22 protein-coding genes are annotated in these 18,530 nt (G+C 72.2%); 12 read left to right on the forward strand and 10 right to left on the reverse strand.

Annotation, left to right across the window (positions count from 1 at the left end):
• Positions 1-101 precede the first annotated feature (101 nt).
• From ACIP98_RS25430 to ACIP98_RS25445, 4 genes are all read left to right on the forward strand, one after another.
• Positions 102-347 (forward strand): hypothetical protein, encoded by a 246-nt coding sequence (locus ACIP98_RS25430; RefSeq protein ID WP_401978081.1) that lies wholly within the window; start codon positions 102-104, stop codon positions 345-347.
• Positions 348-447: 100 nt separating this feature from the next.
• The gene (locus ACIP98_RS25435; RefSeq protein WP_319665116.1) at positions 448-1,083 is read left to right on the forward strand and encodes a TetR/AcrR family transcriptional regulator; all 636 of its coding nucleotides are present in this window, start codon (positions 448-450) and stop codon (positions 1,081-1,083) included.
• 116 nt (positions 1,084-1,199) lie between these two features.
• Positions 1,200-1,430, forward strand: a complete 231-nt coding sequence (locus ACIP98_RS25440) for a DUF3107 domain-containing protein (RefSeq protein ID WP_319665118.1) — start codon at positions 1,200-1,202, stop codon at positions 1,428-1,430.
• Positions 1,431-1,553: 123 nt separating this feature from the next.
• On the forward strand, positions 1,554-1,832 hold the full coding sequence (locus tag ACIP98_RS25445; protein ID WP_319665120.1) for a hypothetical protein: 279 nt from the start codon (positions 1,554-1,556) through the stop codon (positions 1,830-1,832).
• Between the two features lie 39 nt (positions 1,833-1,871).
• On the opposite strand, the gene ACIP98_RS25450 is transcribed toward ACIP98_RS25445, so the two are convergent.
• Entirely contained in the window at positions 1,872-2,606 is a 735-nt protein-coding gene (locus ACIP98_RS25450) for a ferritin-like fold-containing protein (protein ID WP_319665121.1), read from the reverse strand.
• A gap of 494 nt (positions 2,607-3,100) precedes the next feature.
• Between ACIP98_RS25450 and ACIP98_RS25455 the strand changes: the two genes are divergently transcribed.
• Both ACIP98_RS25455 and ACIP98_RS25460 read left to right on the forward strand, forming a co-directional pair.
• Positions 3,101-4,798 (forward strand): DEAD/DEAH box helicase, encoded by a 1,698-nt coding sequence (locus tag ACIP98_RS25455; RefSeq protein ID WP_401978123.1) that lies wholly within the window; start codon positions 3,101-3,103, stop codon positions 4,796-4,798.
• Positions 4,799-4,940: 142 nt separating this feature from the next.
• Positions 4,941-5,846, forward strand: coding sequence for an alpha/beta fold hydrolase (locus ACIP98_RS25460; RefSeq protein WP_401978083.1), 906 nt, complete (start codon positions 4,941-4,943; stop codon positions 5,844-5,846).
• A 9-nt stretch (positions 5,847-5,855) separates the two neighbouring features.
• Here ACIP98_RS25460 and ACIP98_RS25465 read toward each other — a convergent pair whose 3' ends face one another.
• The gene (locus ACIP98_RS25465; RefSeq protein WP_319665574.1) at positions 5,856-6,764 is read right to left on the reverse strand and encodes an NYN domain-containing protein; all 909 of its coding nucleotides are present in this window, start codon (positions 6,762-6,764) and stop codon (positions 5,856-5,858) included.
• Positions 6,765-6,987: 223 nt separating this feature from the next.
• Here ACIP98_RS25465 and ACIP98_RS25470 point away from each other — a divergent pair, with 223 nt between their 5' ends.
• Positions 6,988-7,143, forward strand: a complete 156-nt coding sequence (locus ACIP98_RS25470; protein ID WP_319665580.1) for a hypothetical protein — start codon at positions 6,988-6,990, stop codon at positions 7,141-7,143.
• Positions 7,144-7,217: 74 nt separating this feature from the next.
• Here the strand turns inward: ACIP98_RS25470 and ACIP98_RS25475 are convergent, their stop codons facing one another.
• The 4 genes from ACIP98_RS25475 to ACIP98_RS25490 all read right to left on the reverse strand — a co-directional run bounded on the left by ACIP98_RS25475 (position 7,218) and on the right by ACIP98_RS25490 (position 10,241).
• Entirely contained in the window at positions 7,218-7,832 is a 615-nt protein-coding gene (locus ACIP98_RS25475) for a MarC family protein (RefSeq protein WP_319665573.1), read from the reverse strand.
• A gap of 4 nt (positions 7,833-7,836) precedes the next feature.
• Entirely contained in the window at positions 7,837-8,715 is an 879-nt protein-coding gene (locus ACIP98_RS25480; RefSeq protein ID WP_319665572.1) for a PHP domain-containing protein, read from the reverse strand.
• 95 nt (positions 8,716-8,810) lie between these two features.
• Positions 8,811-9,449 (reverse strand): DUF6758 family protein, encoded by a 639-nt coding sequence (locus tag ACIP98_RS25485; RefSeq protein WP_319665571.1) that lies wholly within the window; start codon positions 9,447-9,449, stop codon positions 8,811-8,813.
• A 117-nt stretch (positions 9,450-9,566) separates the two neighbouring features.
• A complete protein-coding gene (locus ACIP98_RS25490; protein ID WP_401978086.1) occupies positions 9,567-10,241 on the reverse strand; it encodes a suppressor of fused domain protein in 675 nt (224 codons plus the stop codon).
• A gap of 437 nt (positions 10,242-10,678) precedes the next feature.
• On the opposite strand from ACIP98_RS25490, the gene ACIP98_RS25495 reads away from it, so the two are divergent.
• Positions 10,679-11,794 carry a magnesium and cobalt transport protein CorA gene (locus ACIP98_RS25495; RefSeq protein ID WP_319665569.1) on the forward strand — a complete coding sequence of 372 codons (1,116 nt, stop codon included), beginning with the start codon at positions 10,679-10,681 and terminating at the stop codon, positions 11,792-11,794.
• 11 nt (positions 11,795-11,805) lie between these two features.
• Here ACIP98_RS25495 and ACIP98_RS25500 read toward each other — a convergent pair whose 3' ends face one another.
• Positions 11,806-12,747 (reverse strand): DMT family transporter, encoded by a 942-nt coding sequence (locus ACIP98_RS25500; RefSeq protein ID WP_401978088.1) that lies wholly within the window; start codon positions 12,745-12,747, stop codon positions 11,806-11,808.
• A 127-nt stretch (positions 12,748-12,874) separates the two neighbouring features.
• On the opposite strand from ACIP98_RS25500, the gene ACIP98_RS25505 reads away from it, so the two are divergent.
• Positions 12,875-13,396: a hypothetical protein gene (locus tag ACIP98_RS25505; protein WP_401978090.1), complete on the forward strand. Its 522-nt coding sequence runs from the start codon at positions 12,875-12,877 to the stop codon at positions 13,394-13,396.
• Positions 13,397-13,402: 6 nt separating this feature from the next.
• On the opposite strand, the gene ACIP98_RS25510 is transcribed toward ACIP98_RS25505, so the two are convergent.
• Positions 13,403-14,101: a hypothetical protein gene (locus ACIP98_RS25510; RefSeq protein ID WP_319665567.1), complete on the reverse strand. Its 699-nt coding sequence runs from the start codon at positions 14,099-14,101 to the stop codon at positions 13,403-13,405.
• A gap of 165 nt (positions 14,102-14,266) precedes the next feature.
• On the opposite strand from ACIP98_RS25510, the gene ACIP98_RS25515 reads away from it, so the two are divergent.
• The 3 genes from ACIP98_RS25515 to ACIP98_RS25525 all read left to right on the forward strand — a co-directional run bounded on the left by ACIP98_RS25515 (position 14,267) and on the right by ACIP98_RS25525 (position 17,296).
• Positions 14,267-15,580 (forward strand): magnesium transporter MgtE N-terminal domain-containing protein, encoded by a 1,314-nt coding sequence (locus ACIP98_RS25515; protein ID WP_319665566.1) that lies wholly within the window; start codon positions 14,267-14,269, stop codon positions 15,578-15,580.
• Entirely contained in the window at positions 15,573-16,067 is a 495-nt protein-coding gene (locus tag ACIP98_RS25520) for a DUF1003 domain-containing protein (RefSeq protein ID WP_319665565.1), read from the forward strand. The genes ACIP98_RS25515 and ACIP98_RS25520 overlap by 8 nt, the downstream gene beginning before the upstream one ends.
• A 71-nt stretch (positions 16,068-16,138) precedes the next feature.
• Positions 16,139-17,296: an Mrp/NBP35 family ATP-binding protein gene (locus tag ACIP98_RS25525; RefSeq protein WP_319665564.1), complete on the forward strand. Its 1,158-nt coding sequence runs from the start codon at positions 16,139-16,141 to the stop codon at positions 17,294-17,296.
• Between the two features lie 63 nt (positions 17,297-17,359).
• On the opposite strand, the gene ACIP98_RS25530 is transcribed toward ACIP98_RS25525, so the two are convergent.
• Together ACIP98_RS25530 and ACIP98_RS25535 are read right to left on the reverse strand one after the other, a co-directional pair.
• On the reverse strand, positions 17,360-17,971 hold the full coding sequence (locus ACIP98_RS25530) for a hypothetical protein (RefSeq protein WP_319665563.1): 612 nt from the start codon (positions 17,969-17,971) through the stop codon (positions 17,360-17,362).
• A 79-nt stretch (positions 17,972-18,050) separates the two neighbouring features.
• The gene (locus ACIP98_RS25535; protein ID WP_401978092.1) at positions 18,051-18,485 is read right to left on the reverse strand and encodes a sec-independent translocase; all 435 of its coding nucleotides are present in this window, start codon (positions 18,483-18,485) and stop codon (positions 18,051-18,053) included.
• Positions 18,486-18,530 lie beyond the last annotated feature (45 nt).

The raw sequence follows: 18,530 nt of genomic DNA on the forward strand, positions 1-18,530 counted from the left end.
GGAACAAGGGGAGACAGACGGACGAAGCGAGAACAGCGCTGGCGGCCGGGTGGTCCCGCGAGCCCGGGGACCGCCGATTCCGGACAGGAAGGGAGGTGCCCGTGTCCGACGACATCGAGACATTCAACGGTGACCTCACCGAGATCACCGACCTGACCGACATCACCGACGACCTGGAGGACACCGAGGCCGACATCGAGGCCCCCGAGTACGACATCGCCGAGCAGCACCTCGAGCTGCTGCAGCACCGCGATGTCCCGATCACCGAACGGCCCGACGACGCCGATCCGGCGGATGTGGCGGAGCAGCGGCGGGTGGTGGAACTCGACGAGGACGACTACCGGTGAGTTCCACTTGGTGAGAATGTGCGTTCGCACAGCGCATGGCCCCACTACCGAAAAGTACGATGGCACCCGCAGCGCAGAACGACATCACTTGGGAGGCGGCGTGACAGCCATCGAGCGGACTGAGGCACGCCCTCGCGGCACACGTCTGCCGCGCCGGGCCCGGCGCAACCAGCTGCTGGGCGCGGCCCAGGAGGTGTTCGTCGCCCAGGGCTACCACGCCGCCGCGATGGACGACATCGCCGAGCGGGCGGGCGTGAGCAAGCCCGTGCTCTACCAGCACTTCCCCGGCAAGCTGGACCTCTACCTGGCCCTGCTGGACCAGCACTGCGAGGCCCTGCTGGACGCGGTGCGCACGGCCCTGGCCTCCACCACGGACAACAAGCAGCGCGTGTCCGCGACCATGGACGCCTACTTCGCGTACGTGGAGGACGAGGGCGGTGCCTTCCGGCTGGTCTTCGAGTCGGACCTGACCAACGAGCCGGCGGTGCGCGAGCGCGTCGACAAGGTCTCGCTGCAGTGCGCCGAGGCGATCAGCGAGGTGATCGCCGAGGACACCGGGCTGGCCACGGAGCAGTCGATGCTGCTGGCCGTCGGCCTCGGCGGCGTCTCCCAGGTGGTGGCCCGCTACTGGCTCTCCAGCGGCAGCTCCATGCCCCGGGACACCGCGGTGCAACTGCTGACCTCACTGGCCTGGCGCGGCATCGCCGGCTTCCCGCTGCACGGCACCGAGCACTGACTGTTCGCTGAGGGCGTGCCCGTCGGCCGATCGGCGGGGCGCGGGCGCGGCTAATGTGTCCTGCGTACGGCGCGAATCACCGCGCACACCGCAGACCGTTCGGAGGGACGAAAGCCGTGGAGGTCAAGATCGGCGTGCAGCACGCGCCGCGTGAGATCAGCATCGAGAGCGGGCAGACGGCCGAGGAAGTCGAGAAGGCCGTCGCCGAGGCCCTGACGGGCACCGGCAAGCTGCTCAGCCTCACCGACGAGCAGGGCAAGCGCGTGCTCGTCCCTGCCGACCGGCTGGCCTACGTGGAGATCGGCGAGCCGGCCCAGCGCCGCGTGGGCTTCGGGGCCCAGCTGTAGCCGGACCGGCTACGGAGCACGACGACGGCGGGTCACCCTCACGAGGGGGTGGCCCGCCGTTTCATGTTCCCGTCCGGCGGGGTAGGACCCGGAGCGACCGTCACCTCAGGGAGGGGCCGCCGCATGCTGTGGGAAACGATCGCGTTCGCCGCCGCCGGGCTCGTCGTCGCCTGTGCCGCGACCAGGCTGCTCCCCCGGCACCGCCTCCCCGCGGCGCCGCTCGCGCTGGTCACCGGCCCTGTCGCCGCCCTCGTCGGCGGTTCCATCGCCCGTACGGTGCTCGGCTCGGCGCTCTTCGCGCTCAACCTGACGCTGTCCGTGGCCGTGGCGGCCGCACTGCTGTCGGTGCTGGTCCGCCGGCCCCGGGCGGAACGCCGCAGGCCGGCGCCCCGCCCCGCGTAGGACCTCGCACCGGAGGCGAGCCGTCGGCCGGGGCCCGAATCAGGCGGACAGGCCCAGGGCGGCCATGCGCTTGGTGTGGGCCTCGGTGATCCGGGTGAACATCCGGCCTACCTCCGCGAGGTCGAAGCCGTCCGCGACCCCGCCCACCAGCATCGTGGACAGCGCGTCCCGGTCGGCTACCACCCGCTGCGCCTGCGACAGTGCCTCGCCCATCAGCCGCCGCGCCCACAGCGCGAGCCGGCCGCCGAGCCGGGGGTCGGCCTCGATCGCCGAGCGCACCTTCTCCACGGCGAAGGAGGCGTGGCCGGTGTCGTCGAGCACGGCGAGGACGAGCTCACGGGTGTCGGTGTCCAGCCGGGCCGCGACCTCGCGGTAGAAGTCGGAGGCGATCGAGTCGCCCACGTAGGCCTTGACCAGGCCCTCCAGCCAGTCCGAGGGCGCGGTCTGGCGGTGGAACTCGTCCAGCGCCGCCGCGAAGGGCTCCATCGCCTGGGTCGGGGCCGCCTCGATCGCCGACAGGCGGTCGCGCAGCTGCGCGAAGTGGTGGAACTCGGCGGACGCCATCGCGGCGAGCTCCGCCTTGTCCTCCAGGGACGGCGCGAGCTTCGCGTCCTCCGCCAGTCGCTCGAATGCGGCCAGCTCCCCGTAGGCGAGCGCCCCCAGCAGGTCCACCACCGCGGCGCGGTACTGCGGATCGGCGGACGCGGCGGCCCAGTCCTGGGCCGCGATGGTGGGAGCGTCGGGGGTCTCGGCGGGGGTCTCAGGCGTCTCCATGGTGCGCACAATAGCCAACCCCACCAGCCCGGCAACCATCCCGTACGACCCCGCCACGCGGAAGTCCCCGGGGGTCCCGTCCCGCATCCCGGAAATCGGACCACCTCGGCTGTGTGATTCCGGGGTACAGTGGTATGAGCCCGCCAGGTGAACCGGCGGGTAATTTGTGAACGAGCACAAATGGATGCCCGGTCGGTGGCCCGATCGGCTCCTACCGACCGCCCTCCCCGCGTCTGGGGAGGGGCCCACTTCGCGGCGCACGCGAGGGCAGCGGTCCCGCGCACCTCGGCCGCCCATGGCCGTACGACACCCCGCGCGGTCAGCGCAGTTCCCTGCGTTCGACCCTCCCCGCTTCACAGCACGGCGCCGCGCCCAGAAACAGAAGAGGCAGCATCCTGACCACCACCTTGACCTTCCGTGACCTGGGGATCCTCCCCGAAACCGCCGAGGCCCTCGAAGCCGTCGGCATCATCACGCCCTTCCCGATCCAGGAGATGACCCTCCCGGTCGCCCTGGCGGGCAACGACGTGATCGGCCAGGCCAAGACCGGCACCGGCAAGACCCTGGGCTTCGGCCTCCCGCTCCTGGAGCGGGTCGTCGTCCCGGTCGACGTCGAGGCCGGCCGCGCCCGCCCCGAGGACGTCGTCGACGGGCCGCAGGCGCTGGTGATCGTCCCCACCCGCGAGCTGTGCCAGCAGGTCACCAACGACCTGCTGACCGCCGGCAAGGTGCGCAACGTCCGCGTGCTGGCCATCTACGGCGGGCGCGCCTACGAGCCGCAGGTCGAGGCCCTGAAGAAGGGCGTCGAGGTGGTCGTCGGCACCCCGGGACGGCTGCTGGACCTCGCCGGCCAGAAGAAGCTCAGCCTCCGCAATGTGCGCGCGCTGGTCCTCGACGAGGCCGACGAGATGCTCGACCTCGGCTTCCTCCCCGACGTCGAGAAGATCATCAACATGCTGCCGGCCAAGCGGCAGACCATGCTCTTCTCCGCGACGATGCCGGGCGCCGTGATCGGCCTGGCCCGCCGCTACATGTCGCAGCCCACGCACATCCGCGCCACCTCGCCGGACGACGAGGGCGCGACCGTCGCCAACACCACCCAGCACATCTTCCGTGCGCACTCCCTGGACAAGCCGGAGCTCGTCTCCCGCATCCTCCAGGCCGAGAGCCGCGGCCTGGCGATGATCTTCTGCCGCACCAAGCGCACCGCGGCCGACCTCGCGGAGCAGCTGGAGCAGCGCGGCTTCGCCTCGGGCGCCGTCCACGGCGACCTCGGCCAGGGCGCCCGCGAGCAGGCGCTGCGGGCCTTCCGCAACGGCAAGGTCGACGTCCTGGTCTGCACCGACGTCGCCGCCCGCGGCATCGACGTCGAGGGCGTCACGCACGTGATCAACTACCAGACGCCGGAGGACGAGAAGACCTACCTCCACCGCATCGGCCGCACCGGCCGCGCGGGCGCGTCCGGCACCGCGATCACCCTGGTCGACTGGGACGACATCCCGCGCTGGCAGCTGATCAACAAGGCGCTGGACCTGCCGTTCAACGACCCGGAGGAGACCTACTCCACCTCGTCCCACCTCTACGAGCTGCTGGGCATCCCGCAGGGCACCAAGGGCGTCCTGCCGCGCGCCGAGCGCACCCGTGCCGGGCTCGACGCCGAGGAGATCGAGGACCTGGGCGAGACCGGCGGCCGCGGCCGCGGTCGTGGCGGCCGCAAGGCGGCCGGTCCCGCGGCCGGTCCCGCGGCCGAGCCCGAGGAGCGTCCGGCCCGCACCCGCACCCCGCGCCAGCGCCGCCGTACCCGCGGCGGGAGCCCGGTGACGGAGGCGGCCGCCGGCGCCGAGCAGACCGCCGAGGCCGTGCTCGACACCGCCGAGGGCGCACCGGCCGAGGAGCGCCCCGTGCCGCGCCGCCGGCGCCGTACCCGGACGGGCGCGGAGTCCGCCGCGGCGGCCGCGACCGCCGCCCCGGTGGCCGAGGAGACGGCCGCCGGCGAGGCGCCCGCCGCACCGCGCCGCCGCCGCACGCGTGCCGCCGCCGGTGACGGTGCCACGGCCGAGGCTCCCGCGCAGACCGCCGAGGCGGCGGCCGGCGCGACCCCCGCCGAGGCCGAGGGCGGCGAGGCCAGGGCCCCGCGCCGCCGGCGCCGTACCCGCACGGCCAAGCCCGCGGACGCCGAGACGGCGGGCTGACGCACCCCACCCGGCGCTGCCGGGACGAGATCGACGGCGAACGGCCGGGCACCCTCCGCGGTGCCCGGCCGTTCGCCGTCGCGCGCCACGGTCGTGGCGGACTCGTCGCACGACGGAAACCCGCCGCGGATAGCCTCGGCGCATGAGCCGACCGCCGTTTCTGACGCTGCCCGAGAACGTCACCGCGCATCCGCTGTCCACCGAGCGCGGTCGCTTCGCCGTCCTGGAGTCCGTCCCGCCGGCGGGGACCCCGCATCACGGCACGGCCCTGCTGGTGCCCGGCTTCACCGGCAGCAAGGAGGACTTCCTCGCGCTGCTGGCCCCGTTGACCGCGGCGGGCTTCCGCGCCGTCGCCGTGGACGGCCGGGGCCAGAACGAGTCGGTGGGGCCGCGTGACGAGGCGGCGTACGCGCAGGACGAGCTGGCCGCCGACGTCCTCGCGCAGACCGCCGCGCTGGGCCCGGACACCGGCCCGGTCCACCTGCTGGGGCACTCGATGGGCGGCCTGGTGGTGCGCGCCGCGGCGATCACGGCCGCTGCCGCGGGGAACGCCCTGCCGTGGGCGTCCCTGACCCTGATGAGTTCCGGCCCGGCGGCGATCGAGTCGGCCCAGCAGGCACGGACCAAGCTGCTGCTGGAGGCGCTGTCCGCGATGGACATGGAGAGCGTGTGGCGGCGGATGCGCGAGCTGGACGCCGAGGATCTCGAAGGCACGGCGAACGCCTCCGGCGAGATCGAGGAGTTCCTGCACCAGCGGTGGCTGCGGACCGTGCCGGAGCAGCTGACGGCGACCGGCAGGCAGCTGATCGCGGAGCCGGACCGGGTGGCGGAACTCGCGGCGGTGGGCCTGCGCACCCTGGTGCTGTCCGGCGCGGTCGACCACGCGTGGCCGGTACCGTGGATGGACGAGATGGCGGTCCGGCTGGGCGCCCGGCGCGTGGTCGTCGAGGGCGCGGAGCACTCGCCCAACACGGAGCGGCCGGCGGAGACGGCCGCGGCACTCGTCGGCTTCTGGAACGGGGAGCCCGCGGGACCCCGCGGACGGTGACGACGGGGCTCAGAGCCTGGCCTGCAGGTGCTCCCAGAACCCGTCGCGCAGCACGCGTCGCAGATCGGCGTGGCCGCGCAGGGAGATGTTGAGCATGCCCTCCGCCTCGACGAGCAGTTCCTGGTCGTAGGCGGGCGGCAGGTAGGGGTGCCCGGGCAGCAGCTCGGCCAGGGAGTCCCGGCCGCGGGTCGCCAGCCACTGCGAGGCGACCCGGGCACCCACGAAGTGCACGTCCTCGCGGGTGGGGATGGGGCCGGTGGGGATGGGCGCGTCGCCGTAGATGGGCGCGGTGCGCCGGGTGATGTACGGCTTGCAGAAGTCCAGGTCGAGCGTGCGCAGGCTGTCCACCTCCCACAGCAGGGGGTCGGCCTGGTTGCGCCCGTCGGCGGCCTCGATGCCCCACAGGTGGACGCGGGCGCCGTAGCCCTGGGCGGCCTCGACCGCCGAGACCAGGTCCTCGTCGCCGCCGATCAGCACGGCATCGGAGATCGCCCGGTGCCGGGCCAGCGACTCCAGGTCGCTGCGGATCAGCGAGTCGACGCCCTTCTGCTGCCGGCTGGCGTTGAGGTTGCCCAGCCGCACCTTGACGTCGGGCAGCTCGGCGATGCGTTCCTGCTCGGCGCTGTGGATGCGGCGGCGGGCCCCGTCGTACCAGTAGACCCGCAGCAGCCGGCTGTCCGGGAACAGTTTCCGGGCCCGGTCGATGAAGGCCTCGATGATCCCCTCGGCGTCGAGTTCGAAAGCCCTGCGGTCCTCGGTGCCCGCGACGAGGCGGCCGGCGGCGGCGTACACGTACCCGGCGTCCACGAACACAGCGTGGGTCGCCGGGGTCGTGGCGACCTCGGCGAGGACCCGCTGCAGGAGCTCGTTGGTGCGCTCGATGCCGGCGGCGATGGCGGAAAGGGCTTCGTCTTCCATAGAACTCACATTGTCCGGCGCCCCGGTCCGCACACACAACCGGAACCCAGGCCACCGCGGGTCGTTGTTACCAACGGGTAGAAGGCGGCCGGAAGATTTTCCTTAGGACAGGGAAGGTTTTCGCTCCGGCAACAGTTGTGGATACATGAATGACCCACGCAGGTAACGGCTGCGAAGCAGCCCCGTACTCCAATGGAGGAGTGCCCGGACGAAGGGAGAAGCCATGAAGACCATGCGCTTCGAGATCATGCGCCTCAACGACCAGGACGGTCGCGCCGTCGACTGCACGGTCGTGGACGCCGCCTCCGTCGATCAGATCGTTCAGCAGGCCGCCGCGATCGGCCAGCGCATCTACATCCGCCCGGTCGAGCTGGCCTGACGGACACCGCGGAAGGGCCCCGTACGCTGCGGCTGCGGGGCCCTCGTCGTGCCCGCACGGCGGGAGACGGACCGTCAGCCCTCGCCGCGGATGAAGCCGAAGACGCCGTTGGCGATCTGCTGCACCGCGATCGCGGAGAGCAGCATCCCGGACAGCCGCGTGACCAGCACCACGCCGCCGTCCTTGATCAGACGGATGATCACCAATGAGTAACGCATCGTCAGCCAGAGCACGACGTGCATGGCGGCGATCGCGAGCCACACCGACACCTGTTCCCCGAAGCCGTGTGCGCGCTGCACCGCGAGGATCACCGTCACGATCGCGCCCGGCCCGGCGAGCAGCGGCATGCCCAGCGGCACCAGCGCGACGTTGACGTCCTTGGTCTGGGTCGGCTCGTCCGCCTTGCCGGTGAGCAGGTCGAGCGCGATGAGCAGCAGGAGCAGCCCGCCGGCGATCATCAGGGCCGGCACCGAGACGTGCAGGTAGTCCAGGATCTGCTGGCCGCAGATCCCGAAGACGGTGACGACGCCCAGCGCGACCGAGGCGGCCTGCCAGGCCATGCGGCGCTGGACCTTGCCCGCGCGGCCGGAGGTGAGGGCGAGGAAGATCGGCGTGATGCCGGGCGGGTCCATGATCACGAAGAGCGTGACGAACACGGACCCGAACAGGGTCAGGGAGAAGAGATCCATGGGCCTAGCGGTGTGCGGAAGGGGTGAGCGGAGCCGCGCCGGTCGCCCGGCGGACGATCTCGCGGTAGACGTCGGGGTCGGTGGTGTGCTCACCGAGCCGGCAGGTCTTGCGCGTGCCGTGGTAGTCGCTGGAACCGGTGGCCAGCAGTCCGAGCTCGGCGGCGAGGTGGCGCAGCCGGGCGCGGGTGGACTCGTCGTGGTCCATGTGGTCGACCTCGATGCCGTCCAGCCCGGCCGCGGCCAGCTCCTGGATCATGCTCTCCGGGACGACCGCCCCGCGTTTGACGGCGGCGGGGTGGGCGAAGACGACGACCCCGCCCGCGTTCTTGACCAGGCGGATCGCCGCGAAGGGGTCCAGTTCGTGCTTCTGCGCGTAGGCGCGGCCGCCGGGGCCGATCCACTCGGGGGTGAACGCCTCGGAGATGCTGTCCACCAGGCCCGCGTCGATCAGCGCCTGCGCGATGTGCGGGCGCCCCACGGCGCCGTCACCCGCGATGCGGGCCACCTGTTCCCACGTCACCGGCACGCCGTACTCACGGAGTTTGGCCACCATGGCCTGCGCGCGGGGGGTCCGGTCGTCGCGCACGAGCTCGCGCTCGCGGTACAGCTCCGGCTCCAGCGGGTCGAAGAGGTAGGCGAGCATGTGCATGCTCACGCCGTCGTGCCGGCAGGACAGCTCGGCGCCGGTCACCAGGGTCAGGCCGCTGTCACCGGAGGCGTGCAGTTCGTCGAGCGCCTTCCCGGCCTCGGCGTATCCGCCCACCGTGTCGTGATCGGTGAGGGCGACCACGTCGAGCCCCGCGGCGGCCGCGGCACGGACCAGCCCGGCCGGGGTGTCCGTGCCGTCGGACGCGGTGGAGTGGGTGTGCAGATCGATGCGCACGAACGTCACTCCAAGGCTCTCGGTACTCGGCGCCGACCACCAGGAGGCGGCGGTCTTGCGATTACCAGGATAACTGTCCGGCGAGCCTCGGAATCTCAGGAGAGCAGGCGGGGGGAGAGCGCCCCGCACGGAACGAGGTCGATCTCGGCACCGGCCTCGCGCAGATCGGTCAGTATCAGCTCGTCGTAGATGAGCAGCCCGGACTCCTCGGGCCAGACGATCGCCCACAGCCACAGGCCGAAGGATTCCCCGGCGAACACGGCCCGGTCCAGCGGGGTGCCCGTCACGTGCCACAGGGGGGTGGGCCGCCCCGCGGCGACCACCTTCGCGGCCGGCGGCTTGCCGATGCACATCTGCGGGCCGGGATCGGGCCCCGCGATGCCCGCGAACCGCGCGCCGAGACCGACGCCCAGTTCCTCCGCGACCAGCACCATCTCCCCCGGCCCGCCGAGCGGACCGGGGCCGGAGCAGGCGACCGCGGTCGCCCGGCCGCCGCTGCGGTCGTCGCCCGCCGACGCGACACCGCTGAACAGCCAGCCGACCGGCAGCGGCCAGGGCATCCAGACCGGGACCCGGGCCCGGCTGACGACGACGCCGAGCGCCTCGACACTGGGTGGTACGACGGGCTGCAGCGGGTACACGGCGCCATGCTCGTCGCAGTGCCAGGAGTCGGCGAAGAGGCCGGGCGCGCGGACCCGGCCACCGCACTTCGGGCAACTGGGTTCGCCCCTCATACCGCCCCACGGTCCTACCACGGCGTGCCCGCGTCAAGGACGATCACCCGTCCGGGTCCGGCAGCGTGGCGCCGCGGGCACGACCCGGCGGTACAACGCACCGGCGCGGCACGGCCGTCAGTCGGACAGCGGTACCGAAGCGCGCAGCGGGTCGCGCAGGTCGGTGCCGGCCCGCAACCACCGTTCCTGCAGCGGCCCGGCGCCCCGCACGCGCTTCCAGGCTGCCTCGTTGGCCGTCATGGGCAGCAGCGGGAAGAAGCGGACCGGGTCCATGGGCGGATCGAGGACGAGGTCCTCGACCAGGCCGCCGGGCTCGGCGACCAGGACGGCGGAGAACGCGGCGCCGGGCCACAGGGGTTCGCCGACGTCCAGGGAGTTGCCGGGCGCCACGACCACCCCCTCGACCTGGGGCGAGGCGGCCAGCACGGCGAGCGGGCGCAGCACCTGGTCGATGTCGGCGCCGCTCCCGGCGCGCAGGGTGAGCACGAGTTCGGCCCGCGGTCCGCGCACGGGGTCGGCGACGGAGACCGACAGGGGCGCGGCGAAGGTCGAGGGGGCGGCGCCGGCCGAGCTTCCGGCCGGGTCGTTCATGGGCGCACGGGACATGCCGAGCGTCACGTAGCGCACCAGTGCCCCGTCCTTCCCGTCCTCCCCGTCGTGGAGATCGCGGACGTCGCGGAACCGCAGCACCTCGATGCGCTCGGTCCCGAGGAAGGTGATCGCCGCGCGCGCGTCCGGCTCCCCGAAGGACATGCGCAGACGCGCCTCGACCAGCCCCAGTACATCGACCATGAGCCGAGCATAGAGCGCGTATGAAAAGGGCAAAGGAGCGCTGTGACGCTTTGGGCTCCTGGTATGGTGAGCCGTCGGCCACGCCGGTAGAGGCGTGCTCGTATTCCCCCAGCGGGGACAGGCCGGAGGAGGTGGGGCTGCAATGGATCCTAGTCGACCGTGCAGTACCGGCAGCTCTTCCGCCCGGCATCTCTCCTGATCCCCAGCGTTCCGTACCCGGCCACCCGGCCGTGAAACCAAGAAATTTCACGGAACTCCAGAGGATTTTCGGAACACTCCGCGAGCACCCGCGTGCCTTGTCGCCGCCCTGCCCGCACCCTGGTCTGCCCGGGCCGCCCGCCGCCTCCGGAAGAGCTCGCTGAACTGCGCAGTGATCAACGGTGATCACCCTGCCCTGATCCGCATTTCAGTCCGGCCAGTCCGTGAAGGAGCTTGCCATGTCGATGATCCGCGACCTCCGCGCAGTCGTCCGTCCCGCCCTGCGCAAGAGCAGCACTTCGTACGACTACGGCCCGGACCGCTCCCGCAACGCCACCGTGCCCAGCGCCGTCGTCGACTGCGCCGTCTACCGCGACGGCCGCCGCAGCAGCGACCACATCACTCCGCGCGAGGCGCTGGAGAAGGTGAGCGGCGGTGGCGACGAGGGCTTTGTGTGGATCGGGCTGCACGAGCCGTCGGAGCGCGAGTTCTCCGAGATCGCGGACGTCTTCGGGCTGCACCCGCTGGCCGTGGAGGACGCCGTCCACGCCCACCAGCGGCCCAAGCTGGAGCGGTACGACGACACGCTCTTCATGGTGTTCAAGACCATCCGCTACGTCGAGCACGCCGAACTCACCGCCACCAGCGAGGTGGTGGAGAGCGGCGAGGTCATGGTCTTCACCGGCCGGCAGTTCGTCATCACCGTCCGGCACGGCGGCCACGGCTCGCTGCGCGCGCTGCGACACCGTCTCGAGGACGACCCCGAGCTGCTGGCCAAGGGCCCCTCTGCGGTGCTGCACGCCATCGCCGACCAGGTCGTCGACGACTACCTGGCGGTCAGCGAGGCCGTCCAGGACGACATCGACGAGGTGGAGATCGACGTCTTCTCCGCGCAGGGCAAGTCCCCGCGTGCCACCGACGCCGGGCGCATCTACCAACTCAAGCGCGAGGTGCTGGAGTTCAAGCGCGCGGTCTCCCCGCTGCTGCGGCCGATGCAGATGCTCAGCGAGCGGCCGATGCGCGTGGTGGACCCGGAGATCCAGAAGTACTTCCGGGACGTCGCCGACCACGTCGCCCGCGTCCACGAAATGGTCGTCGGCTTCGACGACCTGCTGAACTCGATCCTCCAGGCCAACCTCGCCCAGGCGGCGGTCGCGCAGAACGAGGACATGCGCAAGATCACCTCATGGGCGGCCATCATCGCCGTCCCGACGATGATCTGCGGCGTGTACGGCATGAACTTCGAGCACATGCCCGAACTGCACTGGCGCTACGGGTACCCGATGGTGCTGGTCGCCATCGGTGGCATCTGCCTCGCCATCCACCGCATCCTGCGCCGCAACGGCTGGTTGTAGACCGGACCGGTTCAGCCCTTGCGGCGGTCGGCGAGGACGACCAGCGCCAGCCCGGCCAGGATCACCAGGAGCGCCGGGTAGGCCGCCACGGGCGGGGTCTGACCCAGCCAGAGGGCCGCGACCAGCGCGGCCCCCGGCGTCTCCAGCAGGATCGCCGTGGAGGTGGTCGAGGCGCCGAGGCCGCGCACCACGCGGTTGAGGATGCTGTGCCCGAGCAGTTGCGCGGCCACGGTCAGCGCGGCGAGCTTCAGCCAGGTGGTGCCGGAGTAGCCGGCGAGCGCGGAGCCGGAGAGCAGGCAGGCCGCCAGCAGCGCCACGGCGGTGGTGGCGTAGCAGACGAAGGTGTACGCGGTGGTGCTGACGGTCCGTCGCACCTCCGCGCCCAGCAGTACGTAACCCGCGGCGGCGATGCCGCCGCCCAGCGCCAGCGCGTCCCCGGCCAGGGCGCGGGGCGACAGCGACAGGTCGACGCCGGTGAGGATGACCACGCCGAGAACGGCGAGGCCGGTGCCCGCCCACACCAGCGCGGGCTGCCGCTGCCCGCGCAGCCGCAGGAAGAGCGTGGTCCAGACGGGCGTCGTGGTGACCATCGCCGTCGAGGAGGCCACCGAGGTCATCGACAGGCTGGGCAGCCAGAGCCCGAAGTGCAGGGCCAGCACCGCGCCCGCGGCGAGCGACATCACCAGGGCCCGCCGGCCCATGCCGCGCAGTTCCGCGCGGTGCCGCAGCAGCGCGAACGGGCTGAGCACACCCACCGCCATGGCGTTGCGCCAGAACGCGATGGCCAGCGCGGGCGCGGCCGTCGCGGCGATGAGCGGGGCGGACAGCGACACCCCGGCGATGGCCACCGCCAGCAGGACGAAGTCCAGGGGTGCCTTGGCCTGCGGGACGGCGCCCGGGGCAGCCACCGCCGTCGTCGAACCGGAACTGCTGGTGGGCGGCGCGGCGGACACGCGGGTTCTCCTCGGGGCGGTGGGACGACGACCCCCACAGCGTAAGGCCCGTACCCCACCTGAGCCCCTGTCGTCTCACGATGCGTGCGGCCGACGGCCCCGCAGGGGCAGGCAATAGGCTGGGCGCATGACGGAAACCGTGGAGCAGCCCCTGCTGGACCGGGCACTCATCGAGGAGGCCGCGAAGAAGTCCGGGCTGCTGTGGGTCGACGGTCAGGCGCTGTGGCACGCCTGGGTGGACGGCGCGGTCGTGGTGGTCGGCGGCGGCCCCGGCGAGCAACCGCTGCCCGGACTCACCCCCGGCCGTACGGCCCTGGTCACGCTCCGCAGCAAGGACAAGGGCGGCCGGCTGGTCGCCTTCCCGGCCGTGGTCTCGGAACTGCCCGCGCACGAGGACGCGTGGACCGCCGCCGTCACGGAGCTCAAGGGCAAGCGGCTCAACGCGCCGGACGCCGAGACGATGACCGGGCGCTGGGCGCGCGAGTGCCGCGTACTGCGCCTGGAGCCCGCGGGGGCGCCCACCGAGCGGCCCGGCCTGATGCCGGAGCACAGCGGCGCCGCGGTCCCGGTTCCCACCGCCGCCACCACCCGCCGGCCGGCTCCGGCCGGTCTGCCGAAGCTGCTGTTCCGGCGGCGCGGCCGCCGGTGAGGGCGGCTACGGCGTCACGGAACGGCCGTAGTCGACGACCTCGTCCTTGTCGGGGGCGCGCAGCGTGAAGTCCTTGCCCCAGTCGGCCATGGTCAGCGTGCCCGCGCCGCCGGCCCGTTCGTAGCGCAGCGGGTAGGGCGTGCCCTCCAGGGAGACGTCGATCGTGCCGCCGCTGCCGCCGTCCGCGGTGACGGCGACGGTGCGGACGGAGCCGACCTTGCGGTGGTCGCCGAGCGCGAGGTCGCCGCGCAGCACGAAGAATCCGTCCAGCAGCACCTCCTTGTCCGTGAAGCCGCTGAACTGGCGGTAGGCGGGATCGCCGGTGGGCACCTTGACGTACTTGTCCTTGAGCTTGGCGCCGACCTCGTCGCCGTAGAAACCCGCGCCCGCCTTCAGGTACAGGTCCTTGCCGACCCGCAGCAGCTCGAAGGTGCTGCCCTTGGTGCTGACCTCGCCGAAGCCGCCGTTGCCGCGCAGCCGCATGTCGAGGGTGTAGGTGCGGCCCTGGCTGACCACCGTGCCGGACAGCCGCACGGTGTCGGCGGCCTCCGCCGCGGTGCGGGCGCGCTTCTCGATGGTGGTGGGGGGCAGCTTGCCGACGCCGTTGGTCCCCGCGTCCGGATCACCCGCACATCCCGTCAGCAGGGTGAGCGCCAGTGCGCACACGAGGCTCGTGAGGGCGGCTGAACGGCGGCCGGGGATCACGGTGTTCTCTTCCTCCTGCGGTCGTCGTCGCCGTCTCGAACGGCGAAGCGGAGCCGAAGCTACCGAAGCGTACCCCCGGCCGGGTGAACAGCTGTGAACACGGTGCGAAGCCCCCGTGGAGCATCCCCGCGCGCCTGGTGCGACCTGCGGCGTTAGCCTGACCGCATGGCAGCCGGAACCTCCCGGGTCTTTCTCTCGCACCTGTCCGGCGTGCGGGTCTTCGACCCCAACGGGGACCAGGTCGGCCGGGTCCGGGACGTGATCGTGATGCTGCGGGTCGGCGGCCGCCCGCCGCGCGTGCCCGGCCTGGTGGTCGAAGTGGCGAGCCGGCGCCGGATCTTCCTGCCCATCACGCGGGTGACCGGTGTGGAGTCCGGCCAGGTCATCACCACCGGCGTGGTCAACATGCAGCGCTTCGAGCAGCGCCCCACCGAGACCCTGGTCATCGGCGAGCTGCTGGACCGGCGGGTCACGCTGGTCGACACCGGTGAGGAGGTGACCGTGCTGGACGTGTCGATGGTGCGGTTGCCGGCCCGCCGCGACTGGGAGATCGACAAGGTCTTCGTCCGCCGCGGCAGGGGACGCGGGCTGCGGCGCGAATTCGAGGGGCGCGTGGGGCTCGCGTGGCGGGGCGTCGGCGGGCGGCGGGGAGAGACCCTGACCGTGGAGTGGTCGGCGGTCACCGGCTTCTCGCTGGACGAGCACGCGCAGGGCGCGGAGGCGCTGCTCGCCACCTTCGACCAGTTGCGCCCGGCGGACCTCGCCGGCGTGCTGCACCACCTGTCCGCCAAGCGCCGAGCCGAGGTCGCCGCCGCCCTCGACGACGACCGGCTGGCCGACGTCCTGGAGGAGCTGCCCGACGACGACCAGGTGGAGATCCTCGGAAAGCTGAAGGAGGAGCGGGCGGCCGACGTCCTGGAGGCGATGGACCCCGACGACGCCGCCGACCTGCTCGCCGAGCTGCCCGAGCCGGTGCAGGAGCGCCTCCTCGGGCTCATGGAACCCCACGAGGCCGCCGACATGCGGCGGTTGATGTCGTACGAGGAACGCACCGCGGGCGGTCTGATGACCACCGAGCCCATCGTGCTGCGCCCGGACGCCACCGTCGCCGACGCCCTCGCGCGGGTCCGCAATCCTGATCTGTCCGCCGCGCTGGCCGCCCAGGTGTACGTCTGCCGGCCACCGGACGAGACCCCCACCGGCAAGTACCTGGGCACCGTGCACTTCCAGCGGCTGCTGCGCGACCCGCCGTTCACGCTGGTGAGCTCCCTGCTCGACAACGACCTGGAGCCGCTGCGCCCCGACACCCCGCTGCCGGCCGTCACCAGCTTCCTGGCGACGTACAACATGGTGGCCGTGCCCGTGGTGGACGAGGGCGGCTCGCTGCTCGGCGCGGTGACCGTCGACGACGTCCTGGACCACCTGCTGCCGGAGGACTGGCGCGAGACCGAGCTGCACGGGGTGGCCGGGGATGAGTGACGAGCGCCCCCGGGTCCGGCTCGACCAGCCGCTGGTCCGCCGGATCAGCCTGCTGCCCGCCTACGACCCCGAGGCCTTCGGACGGCTGTCGGAGAAGATCGCCCGCTTCCTGGGGACGGGCCGCTTCATCGTCTGGATGACCGTGGTCATCATCGCCTGGGTGGCGTGGAACGCGTTCGCGCCCCCCGGCATGCGCTGGGACCCGTACCCGTTCATCTTCCTCACCCTGATGCTGTCGCTGCAGGCCTCCTACGCCGCCCCGCTGATCCTCCTGGCCCAGAACCGGCAGGACGACCGCGACCGGGTCAACCTGGAGCAGGACCGCAAGGCCAACGAGCGCAGCATCGCCGACACCGAGTACCTCACCCGCGAGATCGCCGCGCTGCGGCTGGGACTCGGCGAGGTCGCCACCCGCGACTGGATCCGTTCGGAACTCCAGGAACTGCTCAAGGACATCCACGAGCAGGCGCGCGCCGACGCGGAGTGAGGGCCCGCGGGGCCGTGTGAACCCGACCACCGCGGGTCATGGGCCGTTCACGCGCGACGTACCATCGATCCATGGCTGACGACACTCCCGCAGGCGCTGTCTCGCTCGACGCGGTGCGCGCCGCCCTCGCGACGGTGAACGACCCCGAGATCCACAAGCCGATCACCGACCTGGGCATGGTCAAGTCCGTCGACATCGCCGACGGCGGCGCGGTGCGGGTCGGTGTGTACCTGACGGTGTCGGGCTGCCCGATGCGGGACACCATCACCAGCCTGGTGACCACGGCGGTCGCCAAGGTCGCGGGCGTCACCGGCGTCAGCGTCGAACTGGACGTGATGAGCGACGAGCAGCGCCGCGAACTGGCCTCCTCGCTGCGCGGCGGTCAGGCCGAGCGCGAGATCCCCTTCGCACAGCCGGGCTCGCTCACCCGCGTGTACGCGGTGGCCTCCGGCAAGGGCGGCGTCGGCAAGTCCTCGGTGACGGTGAACCTCGCCGCCTCGATGGCCGCCGACGGCCTGAAGGTCGGTGTGGTCGACGCCGACATCTACGGCCACAGCGTGCCCCGCATGCTGGGCGCGGACGGCCGTCCGACCCAGGTCGAGAACATGATCATGCCGCCCTCGGCGCACGGCGTGAAGGTCATCTCCATCGGCATGTTCACCCCGGGCAACGCCCCCGTGGTGTGGCGCGGCCCGATGCTCCACCGCGCGCTGCAGCAGTTCCTCGCCGACGTGTACTGGGGCGACCTGGACGTGCTGCTGCTCGACCTGCCGCCCGGCACCGGCGACATCGCCATCTCGGTCGCCCAGCTGGTACCGAACGCCGAGATCCTCGTGGTGACCACGCCCCAGCAGGCGGCGGCCGAGGTCGCCGAGCGCGCGGGCACCATCGCCGTGCAGACCCACCAGAAGATCGTCGGCGTCATCGAGAACATGTCCGGGCTGCCCTGCCCGCACTGCGGCGAGATGGTGGACGTCTTCGGCAGCGGCGGCGGCGAGCGCGTCGCGGAGGGCCTGACCCGCACGACCGGCGCCAACGTGCCGGTGCTGGGCCAGATCCCGATCGACGTCCGGCTGCGCGAGGGCGGCGACGACGGCCGACCCGTCGTGCTCACCGACCCGCAGTCCCCGGCGGGCTCCGCGCTCCGCGACATCGCAGGCAAGCTCGGCGGGCGCCAGCGCGGTCTGGCCGGCATGTCCCTGGGCATCACGCCGCGCAACAAGTTCTGAGCGGCAGCGCCGCCGCGTCAGGGGCGTCCTCTCGCGAGGGCGCCCCTGGTGTGCGACCGCGCGTCAGCGCCCGTAGGCGTGGATGTCCTTGACCCGCGACAGTCCGAGACCGTAGGCGCTCATGCCGCGCCCGAACGCGCCCAGGTGCACCCCGCGCGCGGACCCGGCCATCACCCAGCCGTACTCGGACTCGCGGTAGTGGAAGGGCGTGGGCTCACCGTCCACCGGCAGGGTGAGCGTCGACCAGTCGGCACCGTCGAGGTTGTCGGCCAGGTCCCACGCGATGGCGGTCTGCTGGTCCAGCCAGTCGTCGCGCAGATGGCGTTCCATCTGGGTGGGCCAGGTGCACGACAGCAGCCCGGAGCCGGCCAGCCATGCGGCGGAGGCCACCGAGGTCTCCTCCAGGACGCCCGTTCCGTCGGCGCTGCGCCGCACCGGACGCTGAGCGACCGTCACGACCACTGTGAAGCGCCGGTTGTCCGGTGTGGGCTCCACCTTCACGGAGGGCTCGTCTCCGTGGCCCGTCGAGCCGTGCTCCACGGTGCCGTCCGCGCTCCTGCCGACAGGGGCGAGCCAGCGGTGCCCGGTGAAGGCCTCGTCCAGCCCGTACCAGGCGAAGTCGGCGCTGAGATAGCCGTCGATCGTACGATCCGCTGGATCGGCTGTGGTCTCCATACGCGCGGCGCCTCCTCCATAAGGGCAAACAAAGGGAGAATAGCCACTCGCGCGACCTGAACGGGGCAGGGGCCCCGGTTCAGGTGGCGTCGGAGTCGAACGGCGGAGCCTCGCCCGGCTCCAGCCCGTCCCGCTTGCGCAGCCGGTCCGGCGTACCCGAGGAGCCGGAACCGCCGCTGGAGCCGCTGTCCCGCCCGTGGACGGCGTCGGTGACCGCCGACATCTCCTGCTTGAAGTCGAATCCGTTGCGGATCTCCTTCAGGCCGAGCTCGTCGTTGTCCAGCAGCTGCTTGCGGACGAAGTTGCGCGGGTTGAGGTCCTCGAACTCGAAGTCCTTGAACTCCGGGCCCAGCTCCTTGCGGATGTCGGCCTTGGCGCTGTCGGAGAACTCACGCACCTTGCGGATGAACTGCGTGACGTCCCTGATGACCTTGGGCAGCTTGTCGGGCCCGAACACGAGCACGGCAAGGATCACGAGCGCGACGACCTCCAGCGCGCCTATGTCTGAAAACACCGTGCAGCTCCTCGCGGTCCTCGGCCGGCGGACGGAATCCGGCGC

It is taken from the genome of Streptomyces sp. NPDC088354, assembly GCF_044753585.1.
Classification (GTDB): Bacteria; Actinomycetota; Actinomycetes; order Streptomycetales; family Streptomycetaceae; genus Actinacidiphila.

What these genes read in the sequence shown, in the direction of transcription:
- ACIP98_RS25460 (WP_401978083.1), top strand. Translation starts at nt 4,941, where the DNA reads ATGAGCCGACCGCCGTTTCTGACGCTGCCCGAGAACGTCACCGCGCAT.
- ACIP98_RS25520 (WP_319665565.1), top strand. Translation starts at nt 15,573, where the DNA reads ATGAGTGACGAGCGCCCCCGGGTCCGGCTCGACCAGCCGCTGGTCCGC.
- ACIP98_RS25475 (WP_319665573.1), bottom strand. Translation starts at nt 7,832, where the DNA reads ATGGATCTCTTCTCCCTGACCCTGTTCGGGTCCGTGTTCGTCACGCTC.
- ACIP98_RS25485 (WP_319665571.1), bottom strand. Translation starts at nt 9,449, where the DNA reads ATGAGGGGCGAACCCAGTTGCCCGAAGTGCGGTGGCCGGGTCCGCGCG.
- ACIP98_RS25455 (WP_401978123.1), top strand. Translation starts at nt 3,101, where the DNA reads ATGACCCTCCCGGTCGCCCTGGCGGGCAACGACGTGATCGGCCAGGCC.
- ACIP98_RS25470 (WP_319665580.1), top strand. Translation starts at nt 6,988, where the DNA reads ATGAAGACCATGCGCTTCGAGATCATGCGCCTCAACGACCAGGACGGT.
- ACIP98_RS25505 (WP_401978090.1), top strand. Translation starts at nt 12,875, where the DNA reads ATGACGGAAACCGTGGAGCAGCCCCTGCTGGACCGGGCACTCATCGAG.
- ACIP98_RS25525 (WP_319665564.1), top strand. Translation starts at nt 16,139, where the DNA reads ATGGCTGACGACACTCCCGCAGGCGCTGTCTCGCTCGACGCGGTGCGC.
- ACIP98_RS25445 (WP_319665120.1), top strand. Translation starts at nt 1,554, where the DNA reads ATGCTGTGGGAAACGATCGCGTTCGCCGCCGCCGGGCTCGTCGTCGCC.
- ACIP98_RS25530 (WP_319665563.1), bottom strand. Translation starts at nt 17,971, where the DNA reads ATGGAGACCACAGCCGATCCAGCGGATCGTACGATCGACGGCTATCTC.
- ACIP98_RS25515 (WP_319665566.1), top strand. Translation starts at nt 14,267, where the DNA reads ATGGCAGCCGGAACCTCCCGGGTCTTTCTCTCGCACCTGTCCGGCGTG.
- ACIP98_RS25465 (WP_319665574.1), bottom strand. Translation starts at nt 6,764, where the DNA reads ATGGAAGACGAAGCCCTTTCCGCCATCGCCGCCGGCATCGAGCGCACC.
- ACIP98_RS25495 (WP_319665569.1), top strand. Translation starts at nt 10,679, where the DNA reads ATGTCGATGATCCGCGACCTCCGCGCAGTCGTCCGTCCCGCCCTGCGC.
- ACIP98_RS25490 (WP_401978086.1), bottom strand. Translation starts at nt 10,241, where the DNA reads ATGGTCGATGTACTGGGGCTGGTCGAGGCGCGTCTGCGCATGTCCTTC.
- ACIP98_RS25450 (WP_319665121.1), bottom strand. Translation starts at nt 2,606, where the DNA reads ATGGAGACGCCTGAGACCCCCGCCGAGACCCCCGACGCTCCCACCATC.